27 protein-coding genes are annotated in these 22539 nt (G+C 62.7%); 16 read left to right on the top strand and 11 right to left on the bottom strand.

The window, feature by feature from the left end:
• Positions 1-2 precede the first annotated feature (2 nt).
• Positions 3-845, top strand: a complete 843-nt coding sequence (gene rsmA / locus Q1A89_RS17765) for a 16S rRNA (adenine(1518)-N(6)/adenine(1519)-N(6))-dimethyltransferase RsmA (RefSeq protein WP_299731450.1) — start codon at positions 3-5, stop codon at positions 843-845.
• Between the two features lie 4 nt (positions 846-849).
• Here the strand turns inward: rsmA and Q1A89_RS17760 are convergent, their stop codons facing one another.
• From Q1A89_RS17760 to prfA, 3 genes are all read right to left on the bottom strand, one after another.
• Complete coding sequence (locus tag Q1A89_RS17760; RefSeq protein WP_299731447.1) at positions 850-1428, bottom strand: DUF4167 domain-containing protein; 579 nt, start codon at positions 1426-1428, stop codon at positions 850-852.
• A 202-nt stretch (positions 1429-1630) separates the two neighbouring features.
• Positions 1631-2464, bottom strand: a complete 834-nt coding sequence (gene prmC / locus Q1A89_RS17755; protein WP_299731444.1) for a peptide chain release factor N(5)-glutamine methyltransferase — start codon at positions 2462-2464, stop codon at positions 1631-1633.
• A complete protein-coding gene (gene prfA, locus Q1A89_RS17750; RefSeq protein WP_299731441.1) occupies positions 2461-3510 on the bottom strand; it encodes a peptide chain release factor 1 in 1050 nt (349 codons plus the stop codon). Before prfA ends, prmC begins: the two co-directional genes overlap by 4 nt.
• A 62-nt stretch (positions 3511-3572) precedes the next feature.
• Here prfA and Q1A89_RS17745 point away from each other — a divergent pair, with 62 nt between their 5' ends.
• Positions 3573-3860 (top strand): hypothetical protein, encoded by a 288-nt coding sequence (locus Q1A89_RS17745; protein WP_299731438.1) that lies wholly within the window; start codon positions 3573-3575, stop codon positions 3858-3860.
• On the opposite strand, the gene Q1A89_RS17740 is transcribed toward Q1A89_RS17745, so the two are convergent.
• The 4 genes from Q1A89_RS17740 to Q1A89_RS17725 all read right to left on the bottom strand — a co-directional run bounded on the left by Q1A89_RS17740 (position 3801) and on the right by Q1A89_RS17725 (position 7361).
• Positions 3801-4220 carry a DUF1499 domain-containing protein gene (locus Q1A89_RS17740; protein WP_299731435.1) on the bottom strand — a complete coding sequence of 140 codons (420 nt, stop codon included), beginning with the start codon at positions 4218-4220 and terminating at the stop codon, positions 3801-3803. The genes Q1A89_RS17745 and Q1A89_RS17740 overlap by 60 nt on opposite strands.
• Positions 4217-5164, bottom strand: coding sequence for an agmatinase (speB, locus tag Q1A89_RS17735; RefSeq protein WP_299731432.1), 948 nt, complete (start codon positions 5162-5164; stop codon positions 4217-4219). Before speB (Q1A89_RS17735) ends, Q1A89_RS17740 begins: the two co-directional genes overlap by 4 nt.
• A complete protein-coding gene (gene speB, locus Q1A89_RS17730) occupies positions 5161-6123 on the bottom strand; it encodes an agmatinase (protein ID WP_299731429.1) in 963 nt (320 codons plus the stop codon). Before speB (Q1A89_RS17730) ends, speB (Q1A89_RS17735) begins: the two co-directional genes overlap by 4 nt.
• A gap of 74 nt (positions 6124-6197) precedes the next feature.
• Positions 6198-7361 carry a M20 aminoacylase family protein gene (locus Q1A89_RS17725; RefSeq protein WP_299731426.1) on the bottom strand — a complete coding sequence of 388 codons (1164 nt, stop codon included), beginning with the start codon at positions 7359-7361 and terminating at the stop codon, positions 6198-6200.
• Between the two features lie 63 nt (positions 7362-7424).
• Here Q1A89_RS17725 and mazG point away from each other — a divergent pair, with 63 nt between their 5' ends.
• From mazG to Q1A89_RS17700, 5 genes are all read left to right on the top strand, one after another.
• Positions 7425-8249 (top strand): nucleoside triphosphate pyrophosphohydrolase, encoded by an 825-nt coding sequence (gene mazG / locus Q1A89_RS17720; RefSeq protein ID WP_299731423.1) that lies wholly within the window; start codon positions 7425-7427, stop codon positions 8247-8249.
• 70 nt (positions 8250-8319) lie between these two features.
• A complete protein-coding gene (locus Q1A89_RS17715) occupies positions 8320-9261 on the top strand; it encodes a nucleoside hydrolase (RefSeq protein ID WP_299731421.1) in 942 nt (313 codons plus the stop codon).
• Entirely contained in the window at positions 9258-9767 is a 510-nt protein-coding gene (locus Q1A89_RS17710; RefSeq protein WP_299731418.1) for a GrpB family protein, read from the top strand. Before Q1A89_RS17715 ends, Q1A89_RS17710 begins: the two co-directional genes overlap by 4 nt.
• Positions 9764-10213, top strand: coding sequence for an N-acetyltransferase (locus tag Q1A89_RS17705; protein ID WP_299731415.1), 450 nt, complete (start codon positions 9764-9766; stop codon positions 10211-10213). Before Q1A89_RS17710 ends, Q1A89_RS17705 begins: the two co-directional genes overlap by 4 nt.
• Positions 10214-10245: 32 nt before the next feature.
• Positions 10246-11637, top strand: a complete 1392-nt coding sequence (locus Q1A89_RS17700) for a protein adenylyltransferase SelO (protein WP_299731412.1) — start codon at positions 10246-10248, stop codon at positions 11635-11637.
• A 44-nt stretch (positions 11638-11681) separates the two neighbouring features.
• Here Q1A89_RS17700 and Q1A89_RS17695 read toward each other — a convergent pair whose 3' ends face one another.
• Complete coding sequence (locus Q1A89_RS17695) at positions 11682-12557, bottom strand: DMT family transporter (RefSeq protein WP_299731409.1); 876 nt, start codon at positions 12555-12557, stop codon at positions 11682-11684.
• Between the two features lie 126 nt (positions 12558-12683).
• Between Q1A89_RS17695 and Q1A89_RS17690 the strand changes: the two genes are divergently transcribed.
• Both Q1A89_RS17690 and Q1A89_RS17685 read left to right on the top strand, forming a co-directional pair.
• Complete coding sequence (locus Q1A89_RS17690; protein WP_299731405.1) at positions 12684-13538, top strand: DUF533 domain-containing protein; 855 nt, start codon at positions 12684-12686, stop codon at positions 13536-13538.
• A 96-nt stretch (positions 13539-13634) separates the two neighbouring features.
• Positions 13635-14291 (top strand): class I SAM-dependent methyltransferase, encoded by a 657-nt coding sequence (locus Q1A89_RS17685; protein ID WP_299731402.1) that lies wholly within the window; start codon positions 13635-13637, stop codon positions 14289-14291.
• A 10-nt stretch (positions 14292-14301) separates the two neighbouring features.
• On the opposite strand, the gene Q1A89_RS17680 is transcribed toward Q1A89_RS17685, so the two are convergent.
• Positions 14302-15591 carry a DEAD/DEAH box helicase gene (locus tag Q1A89_RS17680; protein ID WP_299731399.1) on the bottom strand — a complete coding sequence of 430 codons (1290 nt, stop codon included), beginning with the start codon at positions 15589-15591 and terminating at the stop codon, positions 14302-14304.
• Between the two features lie 90 nt (positions 15592-15681).
• Here Q1A89_RS17680 and Q1A89_RS17675 point away from each other — a divergent pair, with 90 nt between their 5' ends.
• From Q1A89_RS17675 to Q1A89_RS17650, 6 genes are all read left to right on the top strand, one after another.
• Positions 15682-16101, top strand: coding sequence for a Fur family transcriptional regulator (locus Q1A89_RS17675; protein WP_299731396.1), 420 nt, complete (start codon positions 15682-15684; stop codon positions 16099-16101).
• Between the two features lie 23 nt (positions 16102-16124).
• On the top strand, positions 16125-16817 hold the full coding sequence (locus tag Q1A89_RS17670) for an NYN domain-containing protein (protein WP_299731393.1): 693 nt from the start codon (positions 16125-16127) through the stop codon (positions 16815-16817).
• Between the two features lie 3 nt (positions 16818-16820).
• Complete coding sequence (locus Q1A89_RS17665; protein WP_299731390.1) at positions 16821-17702, top strand: DMT family transporter; 882 nt, start codon at positions 16821-16823, stop codon at positions 17700-17702.
• Positions 17703-17778: 76 nt separating this feature from the next.
• The gene (gene eno / locus Q1A89_RS17660; RefSeq protein ID WP_299731387.1) at positions 17779-19053 is read left to right on the top strand and encodes a phosphopyruvate hydratase; all 1275 of its coding nucleotides are present in this window, start codon (positions 17779-17781) and stop codon (positions 19051-19053) included.
• A complete protein-coding gene (locus Q1A89_RS17655) occupies positions 19050-19358 on the top strand; it encodes a hypothetical protein (protein WP_299731384.1) in 309 nt (102 codons plus the stop codon). Before eno ends, Q1A89_RS17655 begins: the two co-directional genes overlap by 4 nt.
• On the top strand, positions 19355-19864 hold the full coding sequence (locus tag Q1A89_RS17650) for a GNAT family N-acetyltransferase (protein ID WP_299731381.1): 510 nt from the start codon (positions 19355-19357) through the stop codon (positions 19862-19864). The genes Q1A89_RS17655 and Q1A89_RS17650 overlap by 4 nt, the downstream gene beginning before the upstream one ends.
• Here Q1A89_RS17650 and Q1A89_RS17645 read toward each other — a convergent pair.
• Positions 19852-20913: an FAD-dependent oxidoreductase gene (locus Q1A89_RS17645; RefSeq protein ID WP_299731378.1), complete on the bottom strand. Its 1062-nt coding sequence runs from the start codon at positions 20911-20913 to the stop codon at positions 19852-19854. The genes Q1A89_RS17650 and Q1A89_RS17645 overlap by 13 nt on opposite strands.
• A gap of 24 nt (positions 20914-20937) precedes the next feature.
• On the opposite strand from Q1A89_RS17645, the gene Q1A89_RS17640 reads away from it, so the two are divergent.
• The gene (locus tag Q1A89_RS17640; RefSeq protein WP_299731375.1) at positions 20938-21354 is read left to right on the top strand and encodes a cupin domain-containing protein; all 417 of its coding nucleotides are present in this window, start codon (positions 20938-20940) and stop codon (positions 21352-21354) included.
• A gap of 6 nt (positions 21355-21360) precedes the next feature.
• Here Q1A89_RS17640 and Q1A89_RS17635 read toward each other — a convergent pair whose 3' ends face one another.
• Positions 21361-22485, bottom strand: coding sequence for an anhydro-N-acetylmuramic acid kinase (locus Q1A89_RS17635; RefSeq protein ID WP_299731372.1), 1125 nt, complete (start codon positions 22483-22485; stop codon positions 21361-21363).
• Between the last annotated feature and the right edge of the window lie 54 nt (positions 22486-22539).

The following is a 22539-nucleotide window of genomic DNA, read 5'->3' as shown; positions in this document are numbered from 1 at the left end:
CGATGAGCGCCATTGACGACCTGCCCCCCTTGCGGACCGTGATTGCCAGTCATGGGCTCAGTGCGAAAAAATCGCTGGGCCAGAACTTTTTGCTTGATCTGAACCTCACGGCCAAGATTGCGCGTCAGGCGGGGGACTTGTCGGGGTGTGACGTGCTGGAGATTGGTCCCGGTCCCGGTGGGCTGACGCGCGGGTTGCTGTCGGAAGGCGCGCGCCGCGTGCTCGCCATTGAAAAGGACGTGCGCTGCGTGCCCGCGCTGGAGGAGATCGCGGCGCGCTATCCGGGGCAATTGCAGGTGATGATTGGGGACGCGCTCGACATTGATCCACTGGCACATCTGAGCCCGCCGATCCGCGTGGCCGCCAACCTTCCTTACAACGTGGGCACCGAATTGCTGGTGCGCTGGCTGACGCCACCCACCTGGCCGCCCTTCTGGCAGTCCCTGACCCTGATGTTCCAGCGCGAGGTGGCTGAACGGATCGTGGCGACCCCCGGTTCCAAGGCCTACGGGCGGCTGGCGGTGCTGGCGCAGTGGCGCTGCGAGGCGCGCATTGCGATGTCCCTGCCGCCCGAGGCATTTACGCCTGCGCCCAAGGTATCAAGCGCGGTGGTGCATCTGACCGCCCTGCCCTCACCGAAATTCGAAGCCGACGCAGAGGTGCTGAGCCGGGTTGTCGCCATGGCCTTCAACCAGCGGCGCAAGATGCTGCGTTCGGCGCTCAAGGGGCTGGGACCGGATATCGAAGACTACCTGCACACAGCCGGGATCAAACCGACCGAGCGGGCCGAACAGGTGTCATTGGAAGGGTTTTGCGCGCTGGCCCGCGCGGTTGCTGCGGGCTAAGCGCTTATTCGGCCGCTTCTGGGGCAGATCCATTGTCGACAGGCGTTTCCGCACCATCACCGCTGGGGGCAGGTTTGTTGCGCGGCTTGCGGCTGCGTGGCGGTTTTGGCTTGGGCTGGCTTTCGGGTGTTTCCACCAGATTGCTGTCACCAGCCGCCTCGACCACGTCCGGTTGCGGCGCCAGGGCCGGATCCGACGGGGCACTGTCGCCGGGGTTATCCTGACGCTGCGCATTGCGCTCACGGTCCCGGTCGGCCTGACGGTCACGCTCGGCTTGCCGCTCGCGGTTCTGGCGTTCCTGCTCTTCGCGGCGGGCGTCGATTTCGCGCTGTGCCTCGCTCAGCAGGCGCAGGTAATGTTCGGCGTGCTGCTGAAAGTTCTCGGTGGCGACCCGGTCGCCGGACAGCTGCGCATCACGCGCGAGCTGGTTGTACTTGTCGATGATCTGCTGTGGCGTGCCACGGACCTTGCCCTCGGGGCCGGAACTGTCAAAGACGCGATTGACGACGTTGCCACCGCCACCGCTGTTGTTGTTGCGATTGCGACTGTTCTTGGACCGTGACCGTGATCTCGAAGATTTCATGGGGTAATGTTTCCGCTCTTGGCGTGTCTTTTGTGATCAGCCGAAGTGCACATCTGCACCAGTTTTTAATGTTCGGCGATCTTGATGGATTGGGACGCTAGCACGTTGCATGGCACGAGGCCGTAGCGTCTGGGTTATGAATAAGCATGGGAATGCGGCCACGACAAGGGCAAAAGGCAGATTTTAACCATTTTTGAAGGGCTCACGCTGGATTCCGCGCAACGACGACACGGGGGCGCCCATCCAGATCGGGCAGGATTCGCACATCGCTCCAGCCTTCGGCCTCGAAAATCGCCCGCACATCATCGCCTTGCGTGGAGCCGAATTCGCAAATCACCCGGCCCTCAGAGGTCAGGTAGCTGCCCGCAAGAGCGGCAATCTCGCGATACGCCGACAGCCCGTCACCCTCATCCGTCAGCGCCATGCGCGGTTCATGATCGCGCAATTCCGGTGCGACTTCGTCCATCTCGAAGGCGGCGAGGTACGGCGGATTGGCCACGATCAGATCAAAGCGGCCCTCGACCGGGTCAAACCAGCTGCCGTTCAGCACTTCGGCGCGCGCGGCCACTTCGTGGCGCACCGCATTGGCGCTGGCCTGCAGACAGGCGGCCTCGCTCAGGTCCACGCCGATGCCGCGGGCCTCGGTGCGTTCGGCGAGCAGCGTGACCAACAGGCAGCCCGATCCAGTGCCCAGATCCAGCAGGCGGGTGAAATCCTCGGCGAGGGCGGCCTCGATCAGCGTCTCGCTTTCGGGGCGCGGGTCCAGCACATCGGCCGTCACCGCAAAGCTGCGCCCGTAAAAGCCGCGCTTGCCGACCAGTTGGCTGACCGGCACCCGCACAGCGCGCAGGGCGATCAGGTTGTCATAGCGTTCGGCAATGTCGGGCGCGATGTCTTCGGGGGCGATCAGGGTCACGCGGGCGGCATCAACTTGTGCGGCATGGGCCAGCAGCACACGCGCGTCCCGCGCCGGGTCCGGCACGCCAGCGGCGCGCAGACGGGCGGTGGCCGCCACCATCGCCTCGGCGGCCGTCATGTGCCCATCTCGGCCATCAGGCGCGCCTGTGCATCGGCTGTCAGCGCATCGATCACCTCGTCCAGATCGCCCTGCATCACCTGATCCAGCTTGTAGAGCGTGAGGTTGATGCGGTGATCGGTCATGCGCCCCTGCGGGAAATTATAGGTGCGGATACGTTCGGAGCGATCGCCCGAGCCCACCTGCGACGCGCGATTGGCCGAGCGTTCGCTGTCGACCCGGTTGCGTTCGAGATCATAGAGCCGCGCGCGCAGCACCTGCATCGCCTTGTCGCGGTTGCGGTGCTGGGATTTTTCGCTGCTGGTGACCACCAGACCTGTGGGCAGGTGCGTGATGCGCACGGCCGAGTCGGTGGTGTTCACGTGCTGCCCCCCCGCCCCGGACGAGCGCATGGTATCGATGCGGATGTCATTGGGGTTGATTTCGATATCAACCTCTTCGGCCTCTGGCAGCACGGCGACAGTGGCCGCAGAGGTGTGAATGCGCCCGCCGCTTTCGGTGCTGGGCACACGCTGGACACGGTGCACACCGGATTCGAATTTCATTCGGGCAAACACATCCTGCCCGGTGATGTGGGCCACGACCTCTTTGATGCCGCCCAGTTCGGTGGCGTTTTCCTCGATGATGTCCACGCGCCAGCCATGGGCCTCGGCATAGCGCAGGTACATGCGCAGCAAATCACCGGCAAACAATGCGGCCTCGTCGCCACCTGTACCGGGGCGTATTTCCAGCATGGCCGGGCGCGAATCGGCGGCATCCTTGGGCAGCAGCGCAATCTGCAGGGCCGCCTCGGCTGCGGGCAGTGCATCAGTCAGGCGCTGCATCTCTTCGCGGGCCAACTCGGCCATGTCCGGATCATCCAGCATCGCCTTGACCTCATCAATACCACCAAGCAGGCCAAGATAGTCGTCAATCTGATCCACAACCGGTTTCAGATCCGAATACTCTTTGGCCAGCATCGCAATATCGCCTGACCCATCAGACATCGCCGCCTCAAGATATTGAAAGCGGTCACGGATTTGAAAAAGGCGGTCCTGCGGGATCATGGAGCGGGTGTGCGATAAGGTTACTCTTTGGTCAAGAGGCGGACTATGCTATGGTCTTGCCCATGAAACGTGCGATCCTACTTTCTCTCCTGATGGCGAGCCCCGCGCTCGCCGATGTCACTTCCCCCTCCGGCAAGACGGTTGAGTGCTATTGCACCGACAAGCAACGCAACCGTGTCGAATTGGGCGAAACCGTTTGTTTGAACGTCGATGGGCGTATGTTCATGGCGCAATGTCAGATGTCGCTGAACGTGCCGATGTGGCGAGAGGTGAAAAAGGGCTGCCTCAGCTCATCCCTCGATGGCGGCCAGAACATGAGTGAGCCGGGCGGCATTCACCCCAAGATCTGACGACCCGAACCGCAAGCGTCCAAACAGCCTGAGCATGCCGTCGGCATGTTCGATCGTCGTGTAATCCGGAAATCCCCACAGCTGAGAGCGGGTCACGTAGGTGATGCGCCCACTGTCCACCGATCCGGCCAGCACGCGGGTGCGTGGCAATGCGCGCATGGCCCGATCCGCCGTGACCAGCGCCGCCGAGTCGCTCATGACAACCCGGATCGCGCCGCCTTTCAGATCCTTGTCCTGCGTCGCTGTCACAGGCTGATGCCAGCGCGCCACGTCTGTGGGCGCAAGGCGCACATAGGCAGCCGCCGCAATAGCCAAAAGAACAACCGTTCCAATGAGATACATGACGAGCCTAACTTTCATCGGTACGCCACACCCGGCAGGATACAGAGCAGCTCGAACAGGATATTCGCCCCCGTCAGTGCGGTGTTGCCGGACGTGTCATAGGGCGGCGACACCTCGACCAGATCACAGCCCACAAGGTTGAGCCCGTTCAACGCGCGGATCAACTGCAATGCCTGCGGTGAGCTGAGCCCGCCGATCTCGGGCGTGCCCGTGCCGGGCGCAAAGGCCGGGTCCAGACTGTCGATATCATAGGTGATATAGGTCGGCCCCTCGCCGATATCGCGCCGGATCTCGCCGCCCAGCGTGCTCAGATCGCGCCCCCACAACTCATGCGCCGGAAACTGCTGAAAGCCCCAGCCCGCAGCCTCGGTGAAATCCTCTGCCGAATAGCCACTGCCTCGCAGCCCGATCTGATAGGTCTTGTCCGGCTTGATCAGCCCTTCTTCATAAGCGCGGCGAAAAACGGTGCCATGGGTTTCGCGCTCTCCGAACATCTCGTCGTTCACATCCGCATGGGCATCCACATGGATCAATGCCACGGGTCCGTGGCGCTTGGCCATGCTGCGCAGGATCGGCAGGGTGATCGAATGATCGCCACCAATGGCCATGGGCACCGCATCATACTGCAAGATCGCCTCGTAACTCTCTGCAATGATGCGCAAACTGTCCGCCAGCGAAAACGTGTTGATTGCCAGATCGCCGATATCGGCCACCTGCAGACTGTCAAACGGCGCCGCGCCTGTGGCGAGGTTATAGGGGCGGATCATCGCTGATTCATTGCGCACCTGCTTGGGGCCAAACCGGGTGCCGGATCGCCAAGAGGTGCCGATATCCATCGGAACCCCCAGCACAGCCACGTCCAGCTTGTGCAACTCATTGCTGCCGGGCAGGCGCATGAAGGTGCCCGGCCCGGAAAAGCGTGCCAGATCATTGCCGCTGATGGGCTGGTTCTTCGGGCTCACCCGCGCATCCTCCATCCTAAAAGCTGGCAAATCTCGACCGCCACATGGGCGCCTGCAATGGCCGTGGCCCCCGTGGTGTCAAATGGGGGCGACACCTCGACGATATCGCCGCCCTGAATGTTGATCCCAGCGAGATTGCGCAAAAGCGCCGCTGCCTGTGCCGAACTGAGCCCGCCCCAGACCGGTGTGCCGGTGCCGGGGGCAAAGGCCGGGTCGAGCCCGTCAATGTCGAAACTCAGATAGCAGGGACGATCCCCCACAATCTCGCGCGCACGTTCTGCCGCCGCCTCTGGCCCTATGCGGTGAAATTCGGGTGCGTCGATGATGTTCACCCCCAACGTGTCCTCATTGGTGGTGCGAATGCCGATCTGAACCGAGGTCGCCGGGTCCACAATCCCCGACTTCACCGCCTTGTAAAACATCGTGCCGTGATCAACGCGGGACATGTCATCATCGGGCCATGTGTCGGAATGGGCGTCGATATGCACCAGCGACATCGGCCCGAACTTCTCCGCATAGGCTTTGAGGATCGGGAACGAGATATAGTGATCGCCCCCCAAAACCACGCTCGCCGCTCCTGCCGCCAGAATCCCGCGAATATGATCGGTCAGCGTGTCCGGAAATGCAGGCACATTTGCATAATCAAAGGCCACGTCGCCGTAATCCACGATGACCCGCTCACTCACCACGTCAAAGGGCCAGCCATATGGCGCATCCGGCGCCTGCAAGGTTGAGGCCTCGCGGATCGCGCGCGGCCCCAGCCGGGTGCCGGGCCGGTTGGTCACCGCCTGATCAAAGGGCACGCCGGTCACCGCAATGTCCACGCCCGTCAGATCCTTGGTATAGCGACGGCGCAGGAACGAGGTCGCCCCGGCAAAGGTCAGCTCAAAGGACGGCCCCCTTGGATCGTCGCGGGTGAACGCATGATCCATCTGCGTCTTTGCATCTTCCAGCGCCATATCGCGCACCGTCCCTTCTTCTCTGATTTCAAAAAATCCCGGGGTGAGGCCCAGAGGGCCGAGGGGCAGAGCCCCTATCCCACGGGCTGCGCTGTTTCGACGAGGCGGGCAAAGAACGACGCCCCGATTGGCGCAATCTCGTCATTGAAGTTGTATTTGGGGTGATGCACCCCCGCCCCCTCGCCCTGCCCCAGCATCAGGTAGGCGCCCGGCCGGGCCTCCAGCATATACGAGAAATCCTCGGCCCCCATCACAGGCTCCACATCCGGCTCGACCCCGTCGTCACCTGCGACCTCTGCCGCGACCTTGGCGGCAAAACCGGCCTTGGATGCGTCGTTGACGGTGGGGGGATAGCCAAACTCGATCTCGAGCTTTGCCTCGCAGCCATAGGCCGCAGCGGTGCCGGCCACCACCTCTTCCATGCGGCGCACGACCATGGCCTGCACCTCCTTGTCAAAGGTCCGGATTGTGCCATTCAGGTACGCCGTCTCCGGGATCACGTTATCGGTTGTGCCGGTGTGAATTTGCGTGGCCGAAATAACCAGCTGATCCAACGGCTTGTGATTGCGGCTGACGATGGTTTGCAGCGCCGTGACAACAGCGCAGGCCGCCACAACCGGGTCAACCGTGTCATGGGGGCGTGCCGCGTGCCCGCCCTTGCCTGTCACCGTAATGTGGAATGTATCGGCGGCAGCCATGATCGGGCCGCCACGTGTGTGGAACTTGCCAAAATCCTTCCCCGGCGCGTTGTGAATGGCATAGACCTCCTTGATGTCGAACTGGTCCATGATGCCCTCCTGCACCATGACCTCGCCGCCGCCGCCCGCCTCTTCGGCCGGTTGAAAGATCAGCGCCACACGGCCCGAAAAATTGCGCGTCTCGACCAGATATTTCGCAGCCCCAAGCAACATCACCGTATGCCCGTCATGGCCACAGGCATGCATCTGCCCCGGATGGGTCGAGGCATAATCGACCCCGGTGTCCTCGGTGATCGGCAAGGCGTCGAAATCCGCGCGCAAGCCAATGGTCGGCCCATCCCCCTTGCCTTCGATGATTGCCACAATGCCCGTCTGCGCAATGCCGTCATGGATCGCATCCACCCCGATCTCCTTCAGCCGTTCGAGAATGAAGGCCGAGGTTTTGGGGCAATCAAAGGACAGTTCCGGGATCGTGTGCAGATGCTGGCGCCACGCTGCCATCTCGGGGCCAAGATCGCCGATACGGTTGATGATTGCCATGGGTGGACTCCTGTCAATGCGATGCGTCAGATATCAGCAAAACCGAAACCCGAAAGGCTTGCAATGGCAGACGATCTGATTAACGACCAAACCGCAGGGATTGAGCGGCTTTTGGAGATCATGCGCCGTCTGCGCGACCCCGAGACCGGTTGCCCCTGGGATATCGAGCAGACCTTTCAGACCATCGCCCCCTACACGATCGAAGAGGCTTACGAGGTTGCCGACGCCATCGAGCGGCAGGATTGGCCCGAGCTCGAGGGCGAATTGGGCGATCTGCTGCTGCAATCGGTCTATCACACCGCCATCGGCGAAGAGGCGGGGCATTTTTCCTTTCACTCCGTGGTCACCAACATTTCGGACAAGATGGTGGCGCGCCACCCACACGTGTTTGGCGACGAATCCCGCGAGAAATCCGCCGAACAGCAGACCCGCGATTGGGAGGCGATCAAGGCAGCCGAGCGCGGCGCTAAAGCGCAACGCGGCACATTGGACGGAATCGCGATGAACCTTCCGGCCCTGCTGCGCGCTCTCAAGCTGCAAAAGCGGGCTGCGCGCGTGGGCTTTGACTGGCCCGATGTGTCTCACGTCATCGACAAGATCAACGAAGAGGCGGCCGAATTGGTCGAGGCACGCGACACCATGAATCACGAGGATATGGTCGACGAAATGGGTGATCTGCTCTTTGTCATGGCAAACCTCGCGCGCCACCTAGAAATCGACCCCGAAGAGGCACTGCGCCGCACCAATGCCAAGTTCACCCGCCGGTTTGGCGCCATCGAGGCGGCTTTGGCCGCACGCGGCAAACGCCCCGAGGACAGCACACTCGACGAGATGGACGCGCTCTGGAACGAAGTAAAAGCTGCAGAGAAAGCATCACAGGTGCGTTGATCCGCATCGCGCATTCTGGACAACCGGCGACATTGCCTCCACGTTGCGCGCACCCGAGCAGGAGAACGACATGGCGCCGCGCAAGATCATCATCGACACCGATCCCGGACAGGACGATGCCGTCGCAATCCTGCTGGCCCTCGCCAGCCCCGAGGACCTTGATGTGCTCGGGATCACTGCTGTTGCAGGTAACGTGCCCCTTGATCTAACTTCGAAAAATGCGCGCATTGTCTGTGAGTTGGCAGGCAAAGTTGATGTACCAGTCTTTGCCGGTTGTGACCGTCCGCTGGGGCGTGAACTGGTCACAGCCGAACATGTCCACGGCAAAAGCGGCCTTGATGGTCCCGACCTGCCCGACCCCGAGATGCCCCTGCAAGATGGCCACGCGGTGGACTGGATCATCGACACAGTGCGCCGCGAACCCGCAGGCAGCGTCACACTTTGCCCGCTCGGGCCCCTCACCAACATCGCCAGTGCCCTGCAAAAGGCCCCCGACATTGCCGAACGGGTTGCGCAGATCGTGTTGATGGGCGGGGCCTATTTCGAAGTGGGCAACATCACGCCTGCGGCCGAATTCAACATCTACGTCGATCCACAAGCTGCTGATATCGTATTCAAAAGTGGTATCGATATCGTGGTCATGCCACTGGATGTAACCCACAAGGCGCTGGTGACCCAGGCCCGCAACGATGCTTTCCGTGCCCTTGGCAATGCCGCGGGGATCGCGGTGGCGCAGATGACCGATTTCTTCGAACGCTTCGACAAGGCCAAATACGGCTCGGCCGGGGCGCCGCTGCACGACCCATGCGTCACCGCCTACTTGATCCGCCCCGACCTGTTCACGGGCCGCCACATCAACGTGGAAATCGAAACCACCTCCGAACTCACACTCGGGATGACTGTTGCTGACTGGTGGGGCGTGACCGACCGCCCGGCCAATGCGTTTTTCGTCGGTGATCTGGACGCGGATGGCTTTTTCACCCTGCTGACCGAGCGCCTGGCACGGCTGTGAGCCTGCTGGTCGCCTATGACGACAGCTGGCCTGCCATGGCCGCCGCAGAGGCCGCGCGCTGGCGCACCCATGTTGCCGGACTTGTCACCGTCCACCATATCGGGTCCACCGCAGTGCCCGGCCTGCCCGCCAAACCGATCATCGATCTGATCCCCGTCTTTGCCGACGACGCATCCGCCGACGCGGCACGCCCCGCACTCGAGGATATGGGCTATGAATGGATGGGCGCATTCGGTCTGCCGGGACGGCGCTATTGCCGCCGCTTTGACCCCGAATCCGGCCACCGGCTGGTTCACGCCCATGCCTACGTGCAGGGACACGCAGATATCCGCCGCCATCTCGCCTTTCGCGACGCCTTGCGCAACAACACAGCCTTGCGGGTCGCCTACGCCTCTGTCAAAGGCGCCTGTGCGGCCCGCCACCCCGAAGGCGGCGCGGACTATGGCGTCTGCAAATCCGGATGGATCGCCAAAACCGAAGCCAGAGCGTTGGAGCGTTATCAATGAGTGCGGCCCTGACCCTTGCCACGACTGAACATTTCGACCGGCTGATGCCGCTTGTGACCTCCTTTCACGCCGAGGAAGGGATCACCCTGAGTGACGAGGACCGCCTGAACGCCGTCCAACCCCTGCTCGATGGCAGCCCGCACGGCGCGGCCTATCTCATCGGCCCGCCCCGCGCACCGATCGGCTATATCGTGGTGTCCTTTGGCTGGTCGATCGAGTTTGCGGGCATGGACGGCTTTGTGGACGAACTTTACGTCCGCCCCGGCGTGCGCGGACGTGGTATCGCGAGCGAAGTGCTGATCGCCCTGCCCCGTGCTCTCGCAGGCGTCGGCCTCAAGGCACTGCACCTCGAGGTGAACACCTCCAACAAACCCGCACAGCGGCTCTACCGACGCGCCGGGTTCTCTTTGCGCGACGGCTACCACCTGATGACGCGCACCTTCTAGGAAATGTCTGCCGCGCGCCTTATGTGTGGGACATGACCCTGCACATCCCCTTTGACAACAGCTATGCCGCCCTGCCGGAAGCGTTCTACACGCGCCTTGACCCCACGCCCGTCTCTGCGCCCGCAATGCTGGTCTGGAACGAAGGGCTGGCGCGCGATCTGGGCATCAGCGCCCCTGACGCCGAGATTTTTGCCGGAAACACCGTGCCCGACGGCGCCGCCCCACTGGCGCAGCTTTATGCCGGGCACCAGTTTGGCACCTACAATCCGCAATTGGGTGACGGGCGGGCCATCCTGCTGGGCGAGGTCCTCGACACAGACGGCGTCCGGCGTGACATCCAGCTCAAAGGCTCCGGCCCCACGCCCTATTCGCGCATGGGTGACGGGCGCGCGTGGCTGGGGCCCGTCCTGCGCGAATACGTGGTGAGCGAGGCAATGCACGCCCTCGGCATTCCCACAACGCGCGCGCTCGCTGCTGTGGCCACCGGCGACCCGGTCTACCGCGAACAAGGGGCACTGCCCGGCGCGGTCCTGACCCGGGTGGCGGCCAGCCACCTGCGTGTCGGCACCTTCCAGATCTTTGCCAATCGCGGCCACATGGAAGAGCTGCGCACCCTCACCGACTACGCCATCACGCGCCACTGGCCCGAGGCGGACGGCCCCATGGGCTTGCTTGCAGCCGTCTGCGCTGCACAGGCCGAGCTGGTCACCGCATGGATGTCCGTCGGCTTTATCCACGGTGTGATGAACACCGACAACTGCACCATCTCGGGCGAGACCATCGACTATGGGCCCTGCGCCTTTCTGGATGCCTATGCCGAGGGGCGGGTGTTCTCCTCCATCGACCAGATGGGGCGCTATGCCTATGGCAACCAGCCGCGCATTGCCGTGTGGAACATGGCGCAACTGGCCACCGCACTGATCCAGCTGTTTGACGACAAGGAACAGGCCGTCGAACAGGCGACCGAGATCGTGCACGCCATGCCCGGACAATTGCAGGCCGCATGGCTGCGCCGCTTTGGGGCCAAGGTTGGGCTGGCGAATGCCACGGAAGAAGACCAGCCATTGATCGAGGACCTGCTTGCGCTGATGCAGGCGCAAGGCGCTGATTTCACCAACACTTTCGCCGCCCTCGGCACCGACAGCGCGCGCGATCAGTTCACCGACCGTGACGCCTTTGATCAATGGGCGACCCGCTGGCAGGCGCGCGCGCCGGATGCCGCCCTGATGGCCAAAACCAACCCGCAACTGATCCCGCGCAACCACCGGATCGAGGCGATGATCGAGGCGGCCGTGGCAGGCGACATGGCCCCGTTCGAACGGCTGATGACCGGCTTGTCAAAACCCTATGTCAAAACAGACCCCGACCTGCACCGCCCCCCCACAAAGCAGGAAATCGTGCCCGCCACCTTCTGCGGCACCTGACCTTCATTGTTCCGAAAAATATGCAAATCCCGCACCCGCCACCCCTAGCGGCGGTTGATCAGTACAAGGCCCGCAGCCACCAGTCCTAGCGCCAGCCAGATGCTCAGACCCACCTGCTCGCCCAGAATCAGCCAGCCCAGCAGCACCGAAAACACCGGTGAGAGAAAGCTGAACGAGGCGACGCCCGAGGCCGGATAGATCTTGAGCAGCCAGAACCAGAACAGGAATCCGAAACTGGCAATGGCAAGGATCTGATAGATCAGGCCCGCCACATGGAGGGGCTGCAAATCGCGGATCAGGTCGCCAAAGAACAGTGCGGCGATCAGCAGCAGCGGTGCCGAAACCAGCAGTTGCCAAAAGAGTTGCTGGGCCGCGGGCACCGCGCTCAGCGATGTTGTGCGCACGCTCAGCGCAATCCCGCCCCAGCACATACCCGCCCCAAGGGCCAGCAGATCACCCAGCAAACTGCCCTGCCCCGCACTGCGATCGGCCAGCGCCAGAACCACGCCGCCCATCGCCAGTGCCATGCCAAGCATGCGCAACGCCGTCAGCCGCTCGCCCGGCAGCAGCACGTGGCTCGCCAGCGCCAGCCAGATCGGCATCGCATAAAACAGGATCGAGGCGCGCGACACGGTTGTGAGGTCCAGTGCATTGAAAAGCAGAATGAATTCAAGGGCAAAGAGGCTGCCCGCCAACACGCCCCCCGGCACGCTGGCACGCGGCAGACGCAGCGAAATGCCCCGCGCCTTCATCCAGATCGCCAAAACAACAAGCGCCCCGGCCGAGCGCAACGCGGCCATGAACACAGGCTGAAACCCACCGTTTGAGACTTTGATCACCACCTGGTTGAGCGCCAGATTGACCGCAAAGGCGGTCAGTGCCACGGCGCCGGTCAGATCGATATGGGTCCTGCGAGTCATCGGCGCACTTGGGCCGTGCCTATGGGCGATGTCAATTCCCGCCAAACATTCCCCGCTGCACGCCACACGTTTCGTGCAAAGGTTAACATGTATCGATTCGACAGACAGATAATCAGGGGGGACCTTATGAGTTTGATGAAAACACTGGCCAAAGTGGCCATCGGCGTGGCCGTGGCCAAAGGCGCGAGTTCGATGATGAAAAACCGTGGCGGCGCGCAGGCCGCCGGGGCCGGAGGTGGTCTTGGCGGGCTCTTGGGCGGCCTTGCAGGCGGCGGCGCACAAGGTGGCGCGGGCGGTTTGCAGGATATGCTGGGCGGGCTGTCGGGCGGCGCTCAGGGCGGTGCCGGTGGCCTGCAGGACATGCTGGGTGGCCTCATGGGTGGCGCACAGGGCGGTGCCGGTGGTCTTGGTGGTCTGCTTGAAAACCTCGGCGGCGGTGGCAAGGGCGGCGGTCTGCAGGACATGCTGGGTGGTCTTGCCGGCGGCGCCGGTGCCGGTGGCCTTTTGGGCGCGCTAGGTGGGGCCATGGGCAATCGACCCGCCAGCAACAATGCAAGCTTTGGCGAGGTGCTGAACTCGTCCTTTGACCAGACCCCGCAGGAGGCCATTGAACCCACCGCCGATCAGGAGGCTGCGGCCGCACTGATGCTGCGTGCCATGATCCAGGCGGCCAAGTCCGACGGCAAGTTGGACGAGGGCGAACAGGAAAAACTCATGGGCCAGCTGGGCGGCGACGTTGACGCCGAAGAGGCGGCCTTTGTACGCGGAGAAATGCAGCGCCCTGTGGATGTGAACGCATTGGTGGCAGAGGTGCCGCGCGGCCTCGGCCCGCAAGTCTATGCGATGTCGCTGTTGGCCATTGATCTCGATTCCCAGGCCGAGGCGCAATACCTGCACTCCCTCGCCCAAGGGTTGGGCATGGATGCAGACACGGTGAACAACGTGCACGCCCAGCTTGGGGTGCCGTCGCTTTACACCTGAGGGCAAGGCGTTGCAGAAATGGATGCAACGCCCGTACCAATGCGTCCGGGCGCGCCGAACAGGCGCGTCCACGCTGCCCGAGAAAGCCAGACCCAGATGAAGAAATTCGCAGAGATCACCGACGACGATCACCTGTCCGAAGCGGTGGAACACGCCCAATCCCTCGCCGCGCGGCTGCCAAAAGCGCTGGACAAGAACAAGCTCTACAAGGCCGCCATCGACCATGTCGCACAGCTTGAGATCAACGACACGGACCTGCCCGAAGGCTCATTTGGCTACATCCCGATCGATCTGGACGATTTTCTGAATGCCATCCTCGAACTGGAGAGCATTCTGAGCGCAGACGTGGACTATCAGCACAGCGAATTGCGCCACAGGCCCTGTTCCTTCCTCGAAGTCGGCTGTGGCACCGGGCGCAATGTGCACCTGCTGGGCCGGACAGACCGCTTTACCTTTGACTGCATTCACGGGTTTGATCTGTCCGCGCAGATGATCGAAACCGGACGGCAGCGCTATGGTCTGGGCAAGGATATCTTTGTCCAGGACTGTCTCGACTTTGACTACGGCGGCTATGACATCGTGTTTTTCTACTGTCCAATGTCGGACAACGCCATTGAACGGCAATTCGAAGAACGCCTGATCGATACCATGAAATCCGGCGCGTTCATCGTGGCCTTTGGCGACGAGATGCTGGACGACAGCCGCAAACTCATTCCGAAGGGCGACAACAGGCGCATCTACAAAAAGATGTAAGGTGCGCCGGTCAGCCCTGCGACCCCTTGGCCTTGGGTTTGCGCCGCCGCCGGTTGCCAGGCTTTGCCGCACCTGGCGCACCACCGGGACGGCCGCCACCGCCGCCGCCACCACGACCCCCACGACCCCTGCCCCGACCACCGCCGCCGGGCTTTTTGGCCGTTGGATCCTCGACCGGCTCCCAAGGGCGACCGGAGGCGACAGGGATCGCCGTCTTCAGCACCTTCTGGATGTCTTTCAGCTGATCCATCTCGTCCGGCGCACAAAACGCAATTGCCGCTCCGTCCTTGCCCGCGCGCGCGGTGCGACCGATGCGATGCACATAGGCCTCGGGCACGTTGGGCAGATCAAAATTGTAGACGTGTTTGACATCCGGAATATCCAGACCCCGGGCCGCCACGTCCGTGGCCACCATCACCTTGACTTCGCTTGCCTTGAAGGCGGCCAACGCGCGATCCCGCTGGCCCTGCCGCTTGTCACCGTGAATGGCCACAACGCCAAAGCCCTTCTTTTCGAGCGCGCGGGCCAGACGGTCCGCCCCGTGCTTGGTGCGGGTAAAGACCAGAGCGCGCTCGTCCTTATGCTCGGACATCAACTCGACCAGCAGCGCGGTCTTTTCGGCCTTGGCGATAAAGTGGATGGCCTGGGTCACCTTGTCGGCGGCCTTGCCGGGGGGTGAGACTTCGATCCGGATCGGGTTGCGCAGGTAACTGCCTGCGATCTCTGCCATCTGCTTGGGCATGGTGGCCGAAAACAACATGGTCTGGCGATCCTCACCCATCATCGACGCGATCTTGCGCAGATCGTGGACAAAGCCGAGGTCGAGCATCTGATCCGCCTCATCCAGCACCAGAAACCCGGTCTGATCCAGCCGCACCGCGCGGCGATCACACAGATCAAGCAGGCGACCGGGGGTCGCGACCAGAATATCGACACCCTTGGACAGGCGCTGGATCTGCGGGTTGATCGACACACCGCCGACCACGATCTGCACTTTCATATCCGTCAGATCACGCAACACATGGGCGATCTGCCCGGCAAGCTCGCGGGTCGGGGCCAGGATCAGACCGCGCGCGGTCTTGGGGGCGGCGCGCCCGCCCTCTTCCATCAGCCGCGCGATCAGCGGGATGCCAAAGGCGGCCGTCTTGCCGGTGCCGGTCTGGGCAAGGCCCATCACGTCGCGCCCGTTCATCGCATGCGGGATAGCCTGGGCCTGAATCGGGGTTGGGTCCGTCAGACCCATCTGTGCCACGCGGGCGCCAAGGGCGGCGGGCAGGTTCATCATGTCAAAATCACTCATGGCCCCCAGTGGACCCATACCCCGTTGGCGTCAACCGCAATTGAGCCAAGCGAATTGTGCAAGCGGCAAACACCCGCTAAACCAGCGGATATGAGTGCAAAACGACCCTCCATCACCGCCCGCAGCGAAGCCATGGGCCTGCGCATGACCCAGCCCCGCCGGATCATTGCCGAAGTGCTGCAGGCCTCGGACGACCACCCGGACGTCGAAGAGCTGTACAATCGCGCCAGTGCCGTGGATTCCGGCATCTCGATCGCCACTGTCTATCGCACTGTCAAACTGTTCGAAGAGGCCGGGATTCTCGACAAGCTGGAATTCGGGGATGGACGCGCGCGCTACGAAGATGCAGAGCGTGAACATCACGACCACCTGATCGACATGAACTCGGGCGAAGTGATCGAATTCATGGATGAAGAGATCGAGGCCCTGCAGGAAAAGATCGCCCAGAAACTGGGCTATGAGTTGCGCGGCCATCGTCTCGAACTCTATGGCGTGCCGAAAAAGCGCTGAGTGCGCACCGCAAAGGAAATTATGTGACTGACCGAGACCGCCCCCTGTTGGCCGTATTGATCGATGCCGACAACGTGCCTGCCAAATTCGCCGATGCCATCCTGCGCGAGGTCACGGCGATTGGCGAACCGGCCCTGCGCCGGGTCTATGGCGACTGGACCTCCGGGCGGCTGAATGCGTGGTCGGCGCGGATTCTGGAACTGGGCCTAGTCGCCCATCAGGACACCTCGAACACCACCGGCAAGAACGCCAGCGACATCGGCCTTGTGATCGACGCGATGGATATCCTGCATGGGGGGCGCTTTGACGGCTTTGTCATTGTCTCCTCCGACAGCGATTTCACCGCCCTTGCCAACCGCCTGCGCGAGGATGGGCTGACCGTGATCGGCATCGGCGAATCCAAAGCGCCCGAGGCGCTGCGCAATGTCTGCAACCGCTTTATCCTGATCGAGAACCTGCTGGACGAACCCGAACAGGCCTCCAGCCGCGCTGCCCCCAAATCCGCCCTGCCCCTGATCGAAGGGGCGATGGACAAGATCCAGCAGGATGATGACTGGTACGCGCTCGGGCAGATCGGACAGGCGATCCAGAACGCCCACCCCGATTTCGACACGCGGACATATGGGCATCGCAAGCTGTCGGCGTTGGTCGAGTCGCTCAAAGGTGTCGAAACCCGCAAACAGGGCAATCAGTTGATGATGCGGCTGAAACGGTAGCCCATGATCAATGACAATCTGCGCGCAGCGGGCGTGATGGTGCTGGCCATGCTGGCCTTTGCCATCGAGGACGCACTGATCAAGGTGCTCGCCGCCTCTATGCCGGTCGGGCAAATCATCGGGGTGCTGGGCCTTGGCGGCTTCATCGTCTTTGCCGGTATCTGTCGCGCACAAGGGGTTGCGCTCTGTGGGCGCGCATTTCTCCACCCCGCCGTTCTGTTGCGCAACCTTGCTGAGTTGAGCGGTGCTGTCGGCTTTGTCACCGCCCTTGCGCTTATCCCCCTGTCCACCGCATCGGCCATCCTGCAGGCCGCACCTTTGCTGGTGACCCTCGGGGCCGCTCTTTTTCTGGCCGAACCTGTCGGGTGGCGGCGTTGGGGTGCGATCATCGTGGGCTTTGGCGGTGTGCTGATGATCATCCGGCCCGGAACCGAAGGGTTCAACTGGCTGTCGATCTATGCGGTTGTGGGGGTGCTGGGCCTTGCTGCACGCGATCTGGCGACACGGCGCGTGCCCGCCGCGATCAGTTCGATGCAGCTGAGCATGCTGGCCTTTGCCTCGCTCGTGCCTGCTGCTGCCATCCTGATCGTCGTCAGCGGCGATCGGGTGGTGGCGCCGTCACCGCGCGACTGGGGCATTCTGACGATCTGTGTGCTGATCGGGGCCGTCGCCTATTTCGCGATTACCTTTGCCACCCGCATCGGCCAGATCAGCTATGTCACGCCGTTCCGCTATTCGCGCATGATCTTTGCGCTGATCATCGCGCTGGTCTTCTTCGGCGAAAACCCCGATGCGCTGACCCTGACGGGGGCTGCGATCATCATTGCCTCGGGGCTTTACACCCTTTGGCGCGAGCGAGTCGTAAAATCCACCGCATCGCCCTGAGCCCCCTTTTGTTAGCGCCCCCATCGCTGTAAACGCTACGTAAACCAAAACGCCAACCTTTCCGGAGACGTCACCCATGAGCACCATCATCGACATCTATGCCCGCGAAATCCTCGACAGCCGGGGCAACCCCACGGTCGAAGTGGACGTGACCCTCGAAGACGGCACCATGGGCCGCGCCGCTGTGCCCTCGGGCGCTTCGACCGGCGCGCATGAAGCGGTCGAGCGCCGCGATGGCGACAAGGCCCGCTACATGGGCAAAGGCGTGCTTGAGGCGGTCGCTGCCGTGAACGGAGAGATCGCCGAAGCGCTCGTCGGGATCGACGCCACCGAGCAAGTGGAAATTGATTCCGTTATGATAGAACTCGACGGCACCCCGAACAAAGCACGCCTTGGTGCCAATGCCATTCTCGGCGTGTCGCTGGCCGTGGCGAAGGCGGCGGCGGACTACACCCAACAGCCGCTTTTCCGTTATGTCGGAGGCACGTCCGCTCGCGTCCTGCCGGTGCCGATGATGAACATCATCAATGGCGGCGAACATGCCGACAACCCCATCGACATTCAGGAATTCATGATCATGCCTGTGGCTGCGGACAATATCCGCGAGGCTGTGCGCATGGGCTCCGAAGTGTTCCACACCCTGAAAAAAGAGCTGACCGCCGCAGGTCTGGCGACGGGTATCGGCGATGAGGGCGGCTTTGCCCCAGCCATAAACTCCACCCGTGACGCACTTGATTTCATTATGAAATCCATTGAAAAGGCGGGCTACACTCCGGGCGAGGAAATCTATCTCGCGCTCGATTGTGCGGCGACGGAATATTACAAGGACGGCAAATACGTGCTGGCGGGTGAAGGCAAAACGCTGAGCTCCGAAGAAAACGTGGCCTACCTTGCGGCATTGGTCGACGACTATCCCATCATCTCGATCGAGGACGGCATGGGCGAAGATGACTGGGACGGATGGAAGGCCCTCACCGACGCCATCGGCGACAAGGTGCAACTGGTCGGTGACGATCTGTTTGTGACCAACCCTGAACGACTGGCCACGGGTATCGAACGCGGCTCTGCCAACTCAATGCTGGTGAAAGTCAATCAGATCGGGACGTTGACGGAGACTCTTAAAGCGGTCGATATGGCCCACCGCGCGCGGTTTACCAACGTGATGAGCCACCGTTCGGGCGAGACCGAAGATGCCACCATCGCCGATCTGGCTGTCGCCACCAATTGCGGGCAGATCAAGACCGGCTCCCTGTCCCGCTCGGACCGGTTGGCCAAGTACAACCAATTGATCCGCATCGAGGAAATGCTGGGCGAAAGCGCGCAATATGCAGGGCGCTCGATTCTGAAATGATGTGGGTTGCGACACTGGCGTTGGGTCTGGCCGGTCTGGCCGGACCCGTGTGGGCGCAAACCGGGCCTGAAACCTGTGCCCGCATGAAGGTCGAGGATCGCCTCGGACCGCTCAGTGAAGCGCAATGCCAGTGCAATTATTCCGTTGCAGATCAGGTGCTTGACGCGGATATCCGCGCGCTGCTTTTTGATGCGTGGTATAACGGCAATGACAACATGGCCAAGGTCGAACAACTGAAACCTCGCCATCGTGTGCGCCGCGAAATGCTGGAACTGCGCAAGGCCATTCAGAAGCACTGTTCATGACACTCACTCTGCGCCCGGCAACCCCCGCTGACGGCGATGACATCGCCCGTCTGTGCTGGGCTTATCGCGACCTGCTTGTTGAACGCTCGGCCGATATGCCGCCCATTGTCGAGACCTATTACAGCAAGGAAAGCTATGCCGTGCTGATCGCCGACCTGCCCCGCATCCATGCGCGGCCCAAGGGCGATATTGTGCTGGCCACGATCAACGACGCGGTCGTGGGCTGTGCTATGTATTACCCCCTCGCCATTCCCGGCGTGACAGAGATCAAACGTGTCTTTGTCGACCCTGCGGCCCGTGGCACCGGGGCGGGACGTGCTCTGATCGAGGATTGCATGACCCGCGCGCGGGCGGATGGCTACAATCGCATGGTGCTCGACACCATGATCCACCTGACTGAGGCGATTGGTCTGTATGAACGCCTTGGCTTTCAACCTTGCCCGCCGTTTTACGAGCCCGAAGTCCAGTTCGAACCGTACCTGCGGTTCTTTGATCACCCGCTTTGAAATCTGTCCGAGGTGAAGGGTGCGGTCAATGCAGCCTGCGCATTGCTGAGCGGGCGGTCGAGCACCTGCGGAGCCAACACTTCGGCCGTGATCGCCGCCAATGTGATGCCCGAGTGCATGACGGCCACGAATAGCCCCTCGGGCCCGCACGCCCCGATCACGGGAAGGCCGTCTCGTGGCACCGGGCGTTCGGCCAGCATGACCTGTTCCCAAGTGAGCCGATGTCCCGGCACCAACGCCTGCACACGCTCCAAGGCAGCGTCCGCCAGCAGGTCAGGCCGGTCACTGATCTCACTGGCATCGTCGCTTTGATGATTGGGCGCGGTTGGTGCCCAGATGTGGCCCTGGGCCTCCTGTCGCAGCTCTTGCCCCGGTGCGACGAGGATGTGGCGCATCACCTGCCGCACGGGGGCCGTGCGCAGCATCAACCCCGGACGGCGCAACATGGGTAGATCAACACCAACCGGGCTCAGCAGGTCCGGACTGCCGATCCCGGCGGCGACAATCACCCGGTCTGCGGGCACATGACCCTGCGCCGTTTCGATCCCCGTGATCCTGTCGCCCCTGTGGGTCAGGCCCAGCACCCGGACACCGGACACACGGCGCACGCCCCGCAACATTGAAGCCACTGTGTCAGCAGGCGCTGCCACCCCCTCCTGCGCAAAGTGCAGGGCGCACGGTGGGGCGGCAATGTCGGGTTCCAGCGCGGCCCACCTGTCCGGTGTGACCTCCTCCACCGCATATCCCAGCGCGCACAACTGATCGCGTTGCGCATCAAACGCAGCGCCCGTCTCTTCCCAGCACAGACAGCCTGCCCACGTCACATGCCCGCCCAGACGGCGCCAGGCGGCCAGCCCTTCGGCGCGCAGGGCAAAGTGCTCGGGGGTGAGAAAAAAGCTGGCATTGACCCAGCCGAACGAGGCGGGTGTGGCACCCGGGGCCCCCTCGAACAGGGTCACGTCTGCGCCTGCTGTGCACAGGGATCGGGCAAGGGCAGCACCGATGATGCCGCCGCCAACGATCACGATTTTCATCTGCTTGCTCTGCATATCAACCCACCCTAGCCTGCGGGCATGACCGCACAAGAGATCATTGACCACCTGCGCCTGTCGCCCCATCCCGAGGGCGGCCATTATCGCCAGACCTGGGTCGCGGAAAACGAAGGGCGCCCCAGCGGCACCTGTATCTATTTCCTGCTGGCGCGGGGCGAGACCAGCCAGTGGCACCGCGTCGATGCCACCGAAATCTGGCTGTATCACGCGGGCGATCCGCTGATCCTGTCGCTGAGCCCGGATGAGGCAGGCCCGGCGGTTGATCATTTGCTGACCCCGGATCTGAGCGCCGGTGCGCCCCAGATCATCGTACCGGAACAGCACTGGCAGGCGGCGCGCAGCACGGGTGATTACACGCTGGTCAGTTGCACCGTCTCGCCCGGGTTCCAGTTCGAAGGGTTCACACTGGCCCCGCCAGGGTTCGACATCCCGCGCTAGGTCGGCTCAGATCAGGGAGCGCACAGAGTCAGGAACGCTGACCGTGCCACCACCAACTGCCGCCCGCACGCCCGTCGTGCCGGGACAAGAGGTGGGCAGACCGCGGGCGACGCGCACAGCGAGATAGGCAAAGGCTTGCGCCTCAAGCATATCCCCATCCAGCCCCACATCCTCGACCGGCATCACGGGGCAATCGAGAGAGACCTCAAGCATCTTCATCAGCACCGGATTGCGCCGCCCGCCCCCGGTCACCAGCACGCGGGTTGGCGGGCTTGGGCAATGCTGCATTGCCTCGGCCACACCAGTCGCGCACATGGCCGTCAGGGTGGCGGCGGCATCCGCATCACTCAACTCGTTGACCAGCCCCACCATCTCGGCAAAATCGTTGCGATCCAGTGACTTGGGCGGCATGCGGGCAAAGAAGGGCTCGGCAAGGAACAGCTCCAATGCGCCGGTTTCAACCGTGCCCTGTTTGGCCAATGCGCCGTCCTTGTCATAGGGTTGGCCAAGGCGTTTGAGCATTAGATCGTTGAGCGGTGCGTTGGCCGGGCCGGTATCAAAAGCAAGCAGCGCGCCGTGCGCTTCGGGCGCGTCATGGGTCGGGTCGACCCAGGTGATGTTGCCGACGCCGCCAAGGTTCAAAAAGGCGATCGGCCCGGTCGCCTTGATCCATTTGGCGCAGGCAAAGTGAAAGAACGGTGCCAGCGGCGCGCCCTCACCACCCAGTTCCACATCGGCCGAACGGAAATCCCACACCACGGGCACCCCAAGGGCATCGGCCAGTGCGGCCCCGTCCCCCAGTTGCAGCGTGCCACGGCTGCGCGGCGCATGGGCGACGGTCTGGCCGTGAAAGCCCACCAGATCGATGCCCTCAAATTGTGACAAGAGCGCCTGATGCGCGGCCATCACGACGTCGGTCGCCGGTGCGAGCGTCGGCCCCGCCCATTGGTTCAGAGCAGCGCGCAAGGTGTTCTGTTCGGGCGACGAATAACTGCGATACTCAAACGGCCCAAAACCCGTGATATTCACCCCATCCGTCTCAAGCACGGCGGCGTCCACCCCATCCAGCGACGTGCCCGACATGGCCCCAAGGGCACGGATCACCACCCCTTTCTGCCTGAGCTTATCCAATGTCTTTTCCTTTGCGCTGCTGCGGCCTATAGACGGCCAAAGCCCGGTCTTGTG

This window comes from uncultured Tateyamaria sp. (genome assembly GCF_947503045.1).
Taxonomy (GTDB): Bacteria; Pseudomonadota; Alphaproteobacteria; order Rhodobacterales; family Rhodobacteraceae; genus Tateyamaria.
This window is presented reverse-complemented; position numbering and strand designations above follow the sequence as displayed.

Bases quoted from the DNA above. Each gene is read 5' to 3' on its own strand.
- rsmA (WP_299731450.1), top strand. From the start codon at position 3: ATGAGCGCCATTGACGACCTGCCCCCCTTGCGGACCGTGATTGCCAGT.
- Q1A89_RS17760 (WP_299731447.1), bottom strand. From the start codon at position 1,428: ATGAAATCTTCGAGATCACGGTCACGGTCCAAGAACAGTCGCAATCGC.
- prmC (WP_299731444.1), bottom strand. From the start codon at position 2,464: ATGACGGCCGCCGAGGCGATGGTGGCGGCCACCGCCCGTCTGCGCGCC.
- prfA (WP_299731441.1), bottom strand. From the start codon at position 3,510: ATGATCCCGCAGGACCGCCTTTTTCAAATCCGTGACCGCTTTCAATAT.
- Q1A89_RS17745 (WP_299731438.1), top strand. From the start codon at position 3,573: ATGAAACGTGCGATCCTACTTTCTCTCCTGATGGCGAGCCCCGCGCTC.
- Q1A89_RS17740 (WP_299731435.1), bottom strand. From the start codon at position 4,220: ATGAAAGTTAGGCTCGTCATGTATCTCATTGGAACGGTTGTTCTTTTG.
- speB (WP_299731429.1), bottom strand. From the start codon at position 6,123: ATGGCGCTGGAAGATGCAAAGACGCAGATGGATCATGCGTTCACCCGC.
- Q1A89_RS17725 (WP_299731426.1), bottom strand. From the start codon at position 7,361: ATGGCAATCATCAACCGTATCGGCGATCTTGGCCCCGAGATGGCAGCG.
- mazG (WP_299731423.1), top strand. From the start codon at position 7,425: ATGGCAGACGATCTGATTAACGACCAAACCGCAGGGATTGAGCGGCTT.
- Q1A89_RS17715 (WP_299731421.1), top strand. From the start codon at position 8,320: ATGGCGCCGCGCAAGATCATCATCGACACCGATCCCGGACAGGACGAT.
- Q1A89_RS17705 (WP_299731415.1), top strand. From the start codon at position 9,764: ATGAGTGCGGCCCTGACCCTTGCCACGACTGAACATTTCGACCGGCTG.
- Q1A89_RS17700 (WP_299731412.1), top strand. From the start codon at position 10,246: ATGACCCTGCACATCCCCTTTGACAACAGCTATGCCGCCCTGCCGGAA.
- Q1A89_RS17695 (WP_299731409.1), bottom strand. From the start codon at position 12,557: ATGACTCGCAGGACCCATATCGATCTGACCGGCGCCGTGGCACTGACC.
- Q1A89_RS17690 (WP_299731405.1), top strand. From the start codon at position 12,684: ATGAGTTTGATGAAAACACTGGCCAAAGTGGCCATCGGCGTGGCCGTG.
- Q1A89_RS17685 (WP_299731402.1), top strand. From the start codon at position 13,635: ATGAAGAAATTCGCAGAGATCACCGACGACGATCACCTGTCCGAAGCG.
- Q1A89_RS17680 (WP_299731399.1), bottom strand. From the start codon at position 15,591: ATGAGTGATTTTGACATGATGAACCTGCCCGCCGCCCTTGGCGCCCGC.
- Q1A89_RS17675 (WP_299731396.1), top strand. From the start codon at position 15,682: ATGAGTGCAAAACGACCCTCCATCACCGCCCGCAGCGAAGCCATGGGC.
- Q1A89_RS17665 (WP_299731390.1), top strand. From the start codon at position 16,821: ATGATCAATGACAATCTGCGCGCAGCGGGCGTGATGGTGCTGGCCATG.
- eno (WP_299731387.1), top strand. From the start codon at position 17,779: ATGAGCACCATCATCGACATCTATGCCCGCGAAATCCTCGACAGCCGG.
- Q1A89_RS17655 (WP_299731384.1), top strand. From the start codon at position 19,050: ATGATGTGGGTTGCGACACTGGCGTTGGGTCTGGCCGGTCTGGCCGGA.
- Q1A89_RS17650 (WP_299731381.1), top strand. From the start codon at position 19,355: ATGACACTCACTCTGCGCCCGGCAACCCCCGCTGACGGCGATGACATC.
- Q1A89_RS17645 (WP_299731378.1), bottom strand. From the start codon at position 20,913: ATGCAGAGCAAGCAGATGAAAATCGTGATCGTTGGCGGCGGCATCATC.
- Q1A89_RS17640 (WP_299731375.1), top strand. From the start codon at position 20,938: ATGACCGCACAAGAGATCATTGACCACCTGCGCCTGTCGCCCCATCCC.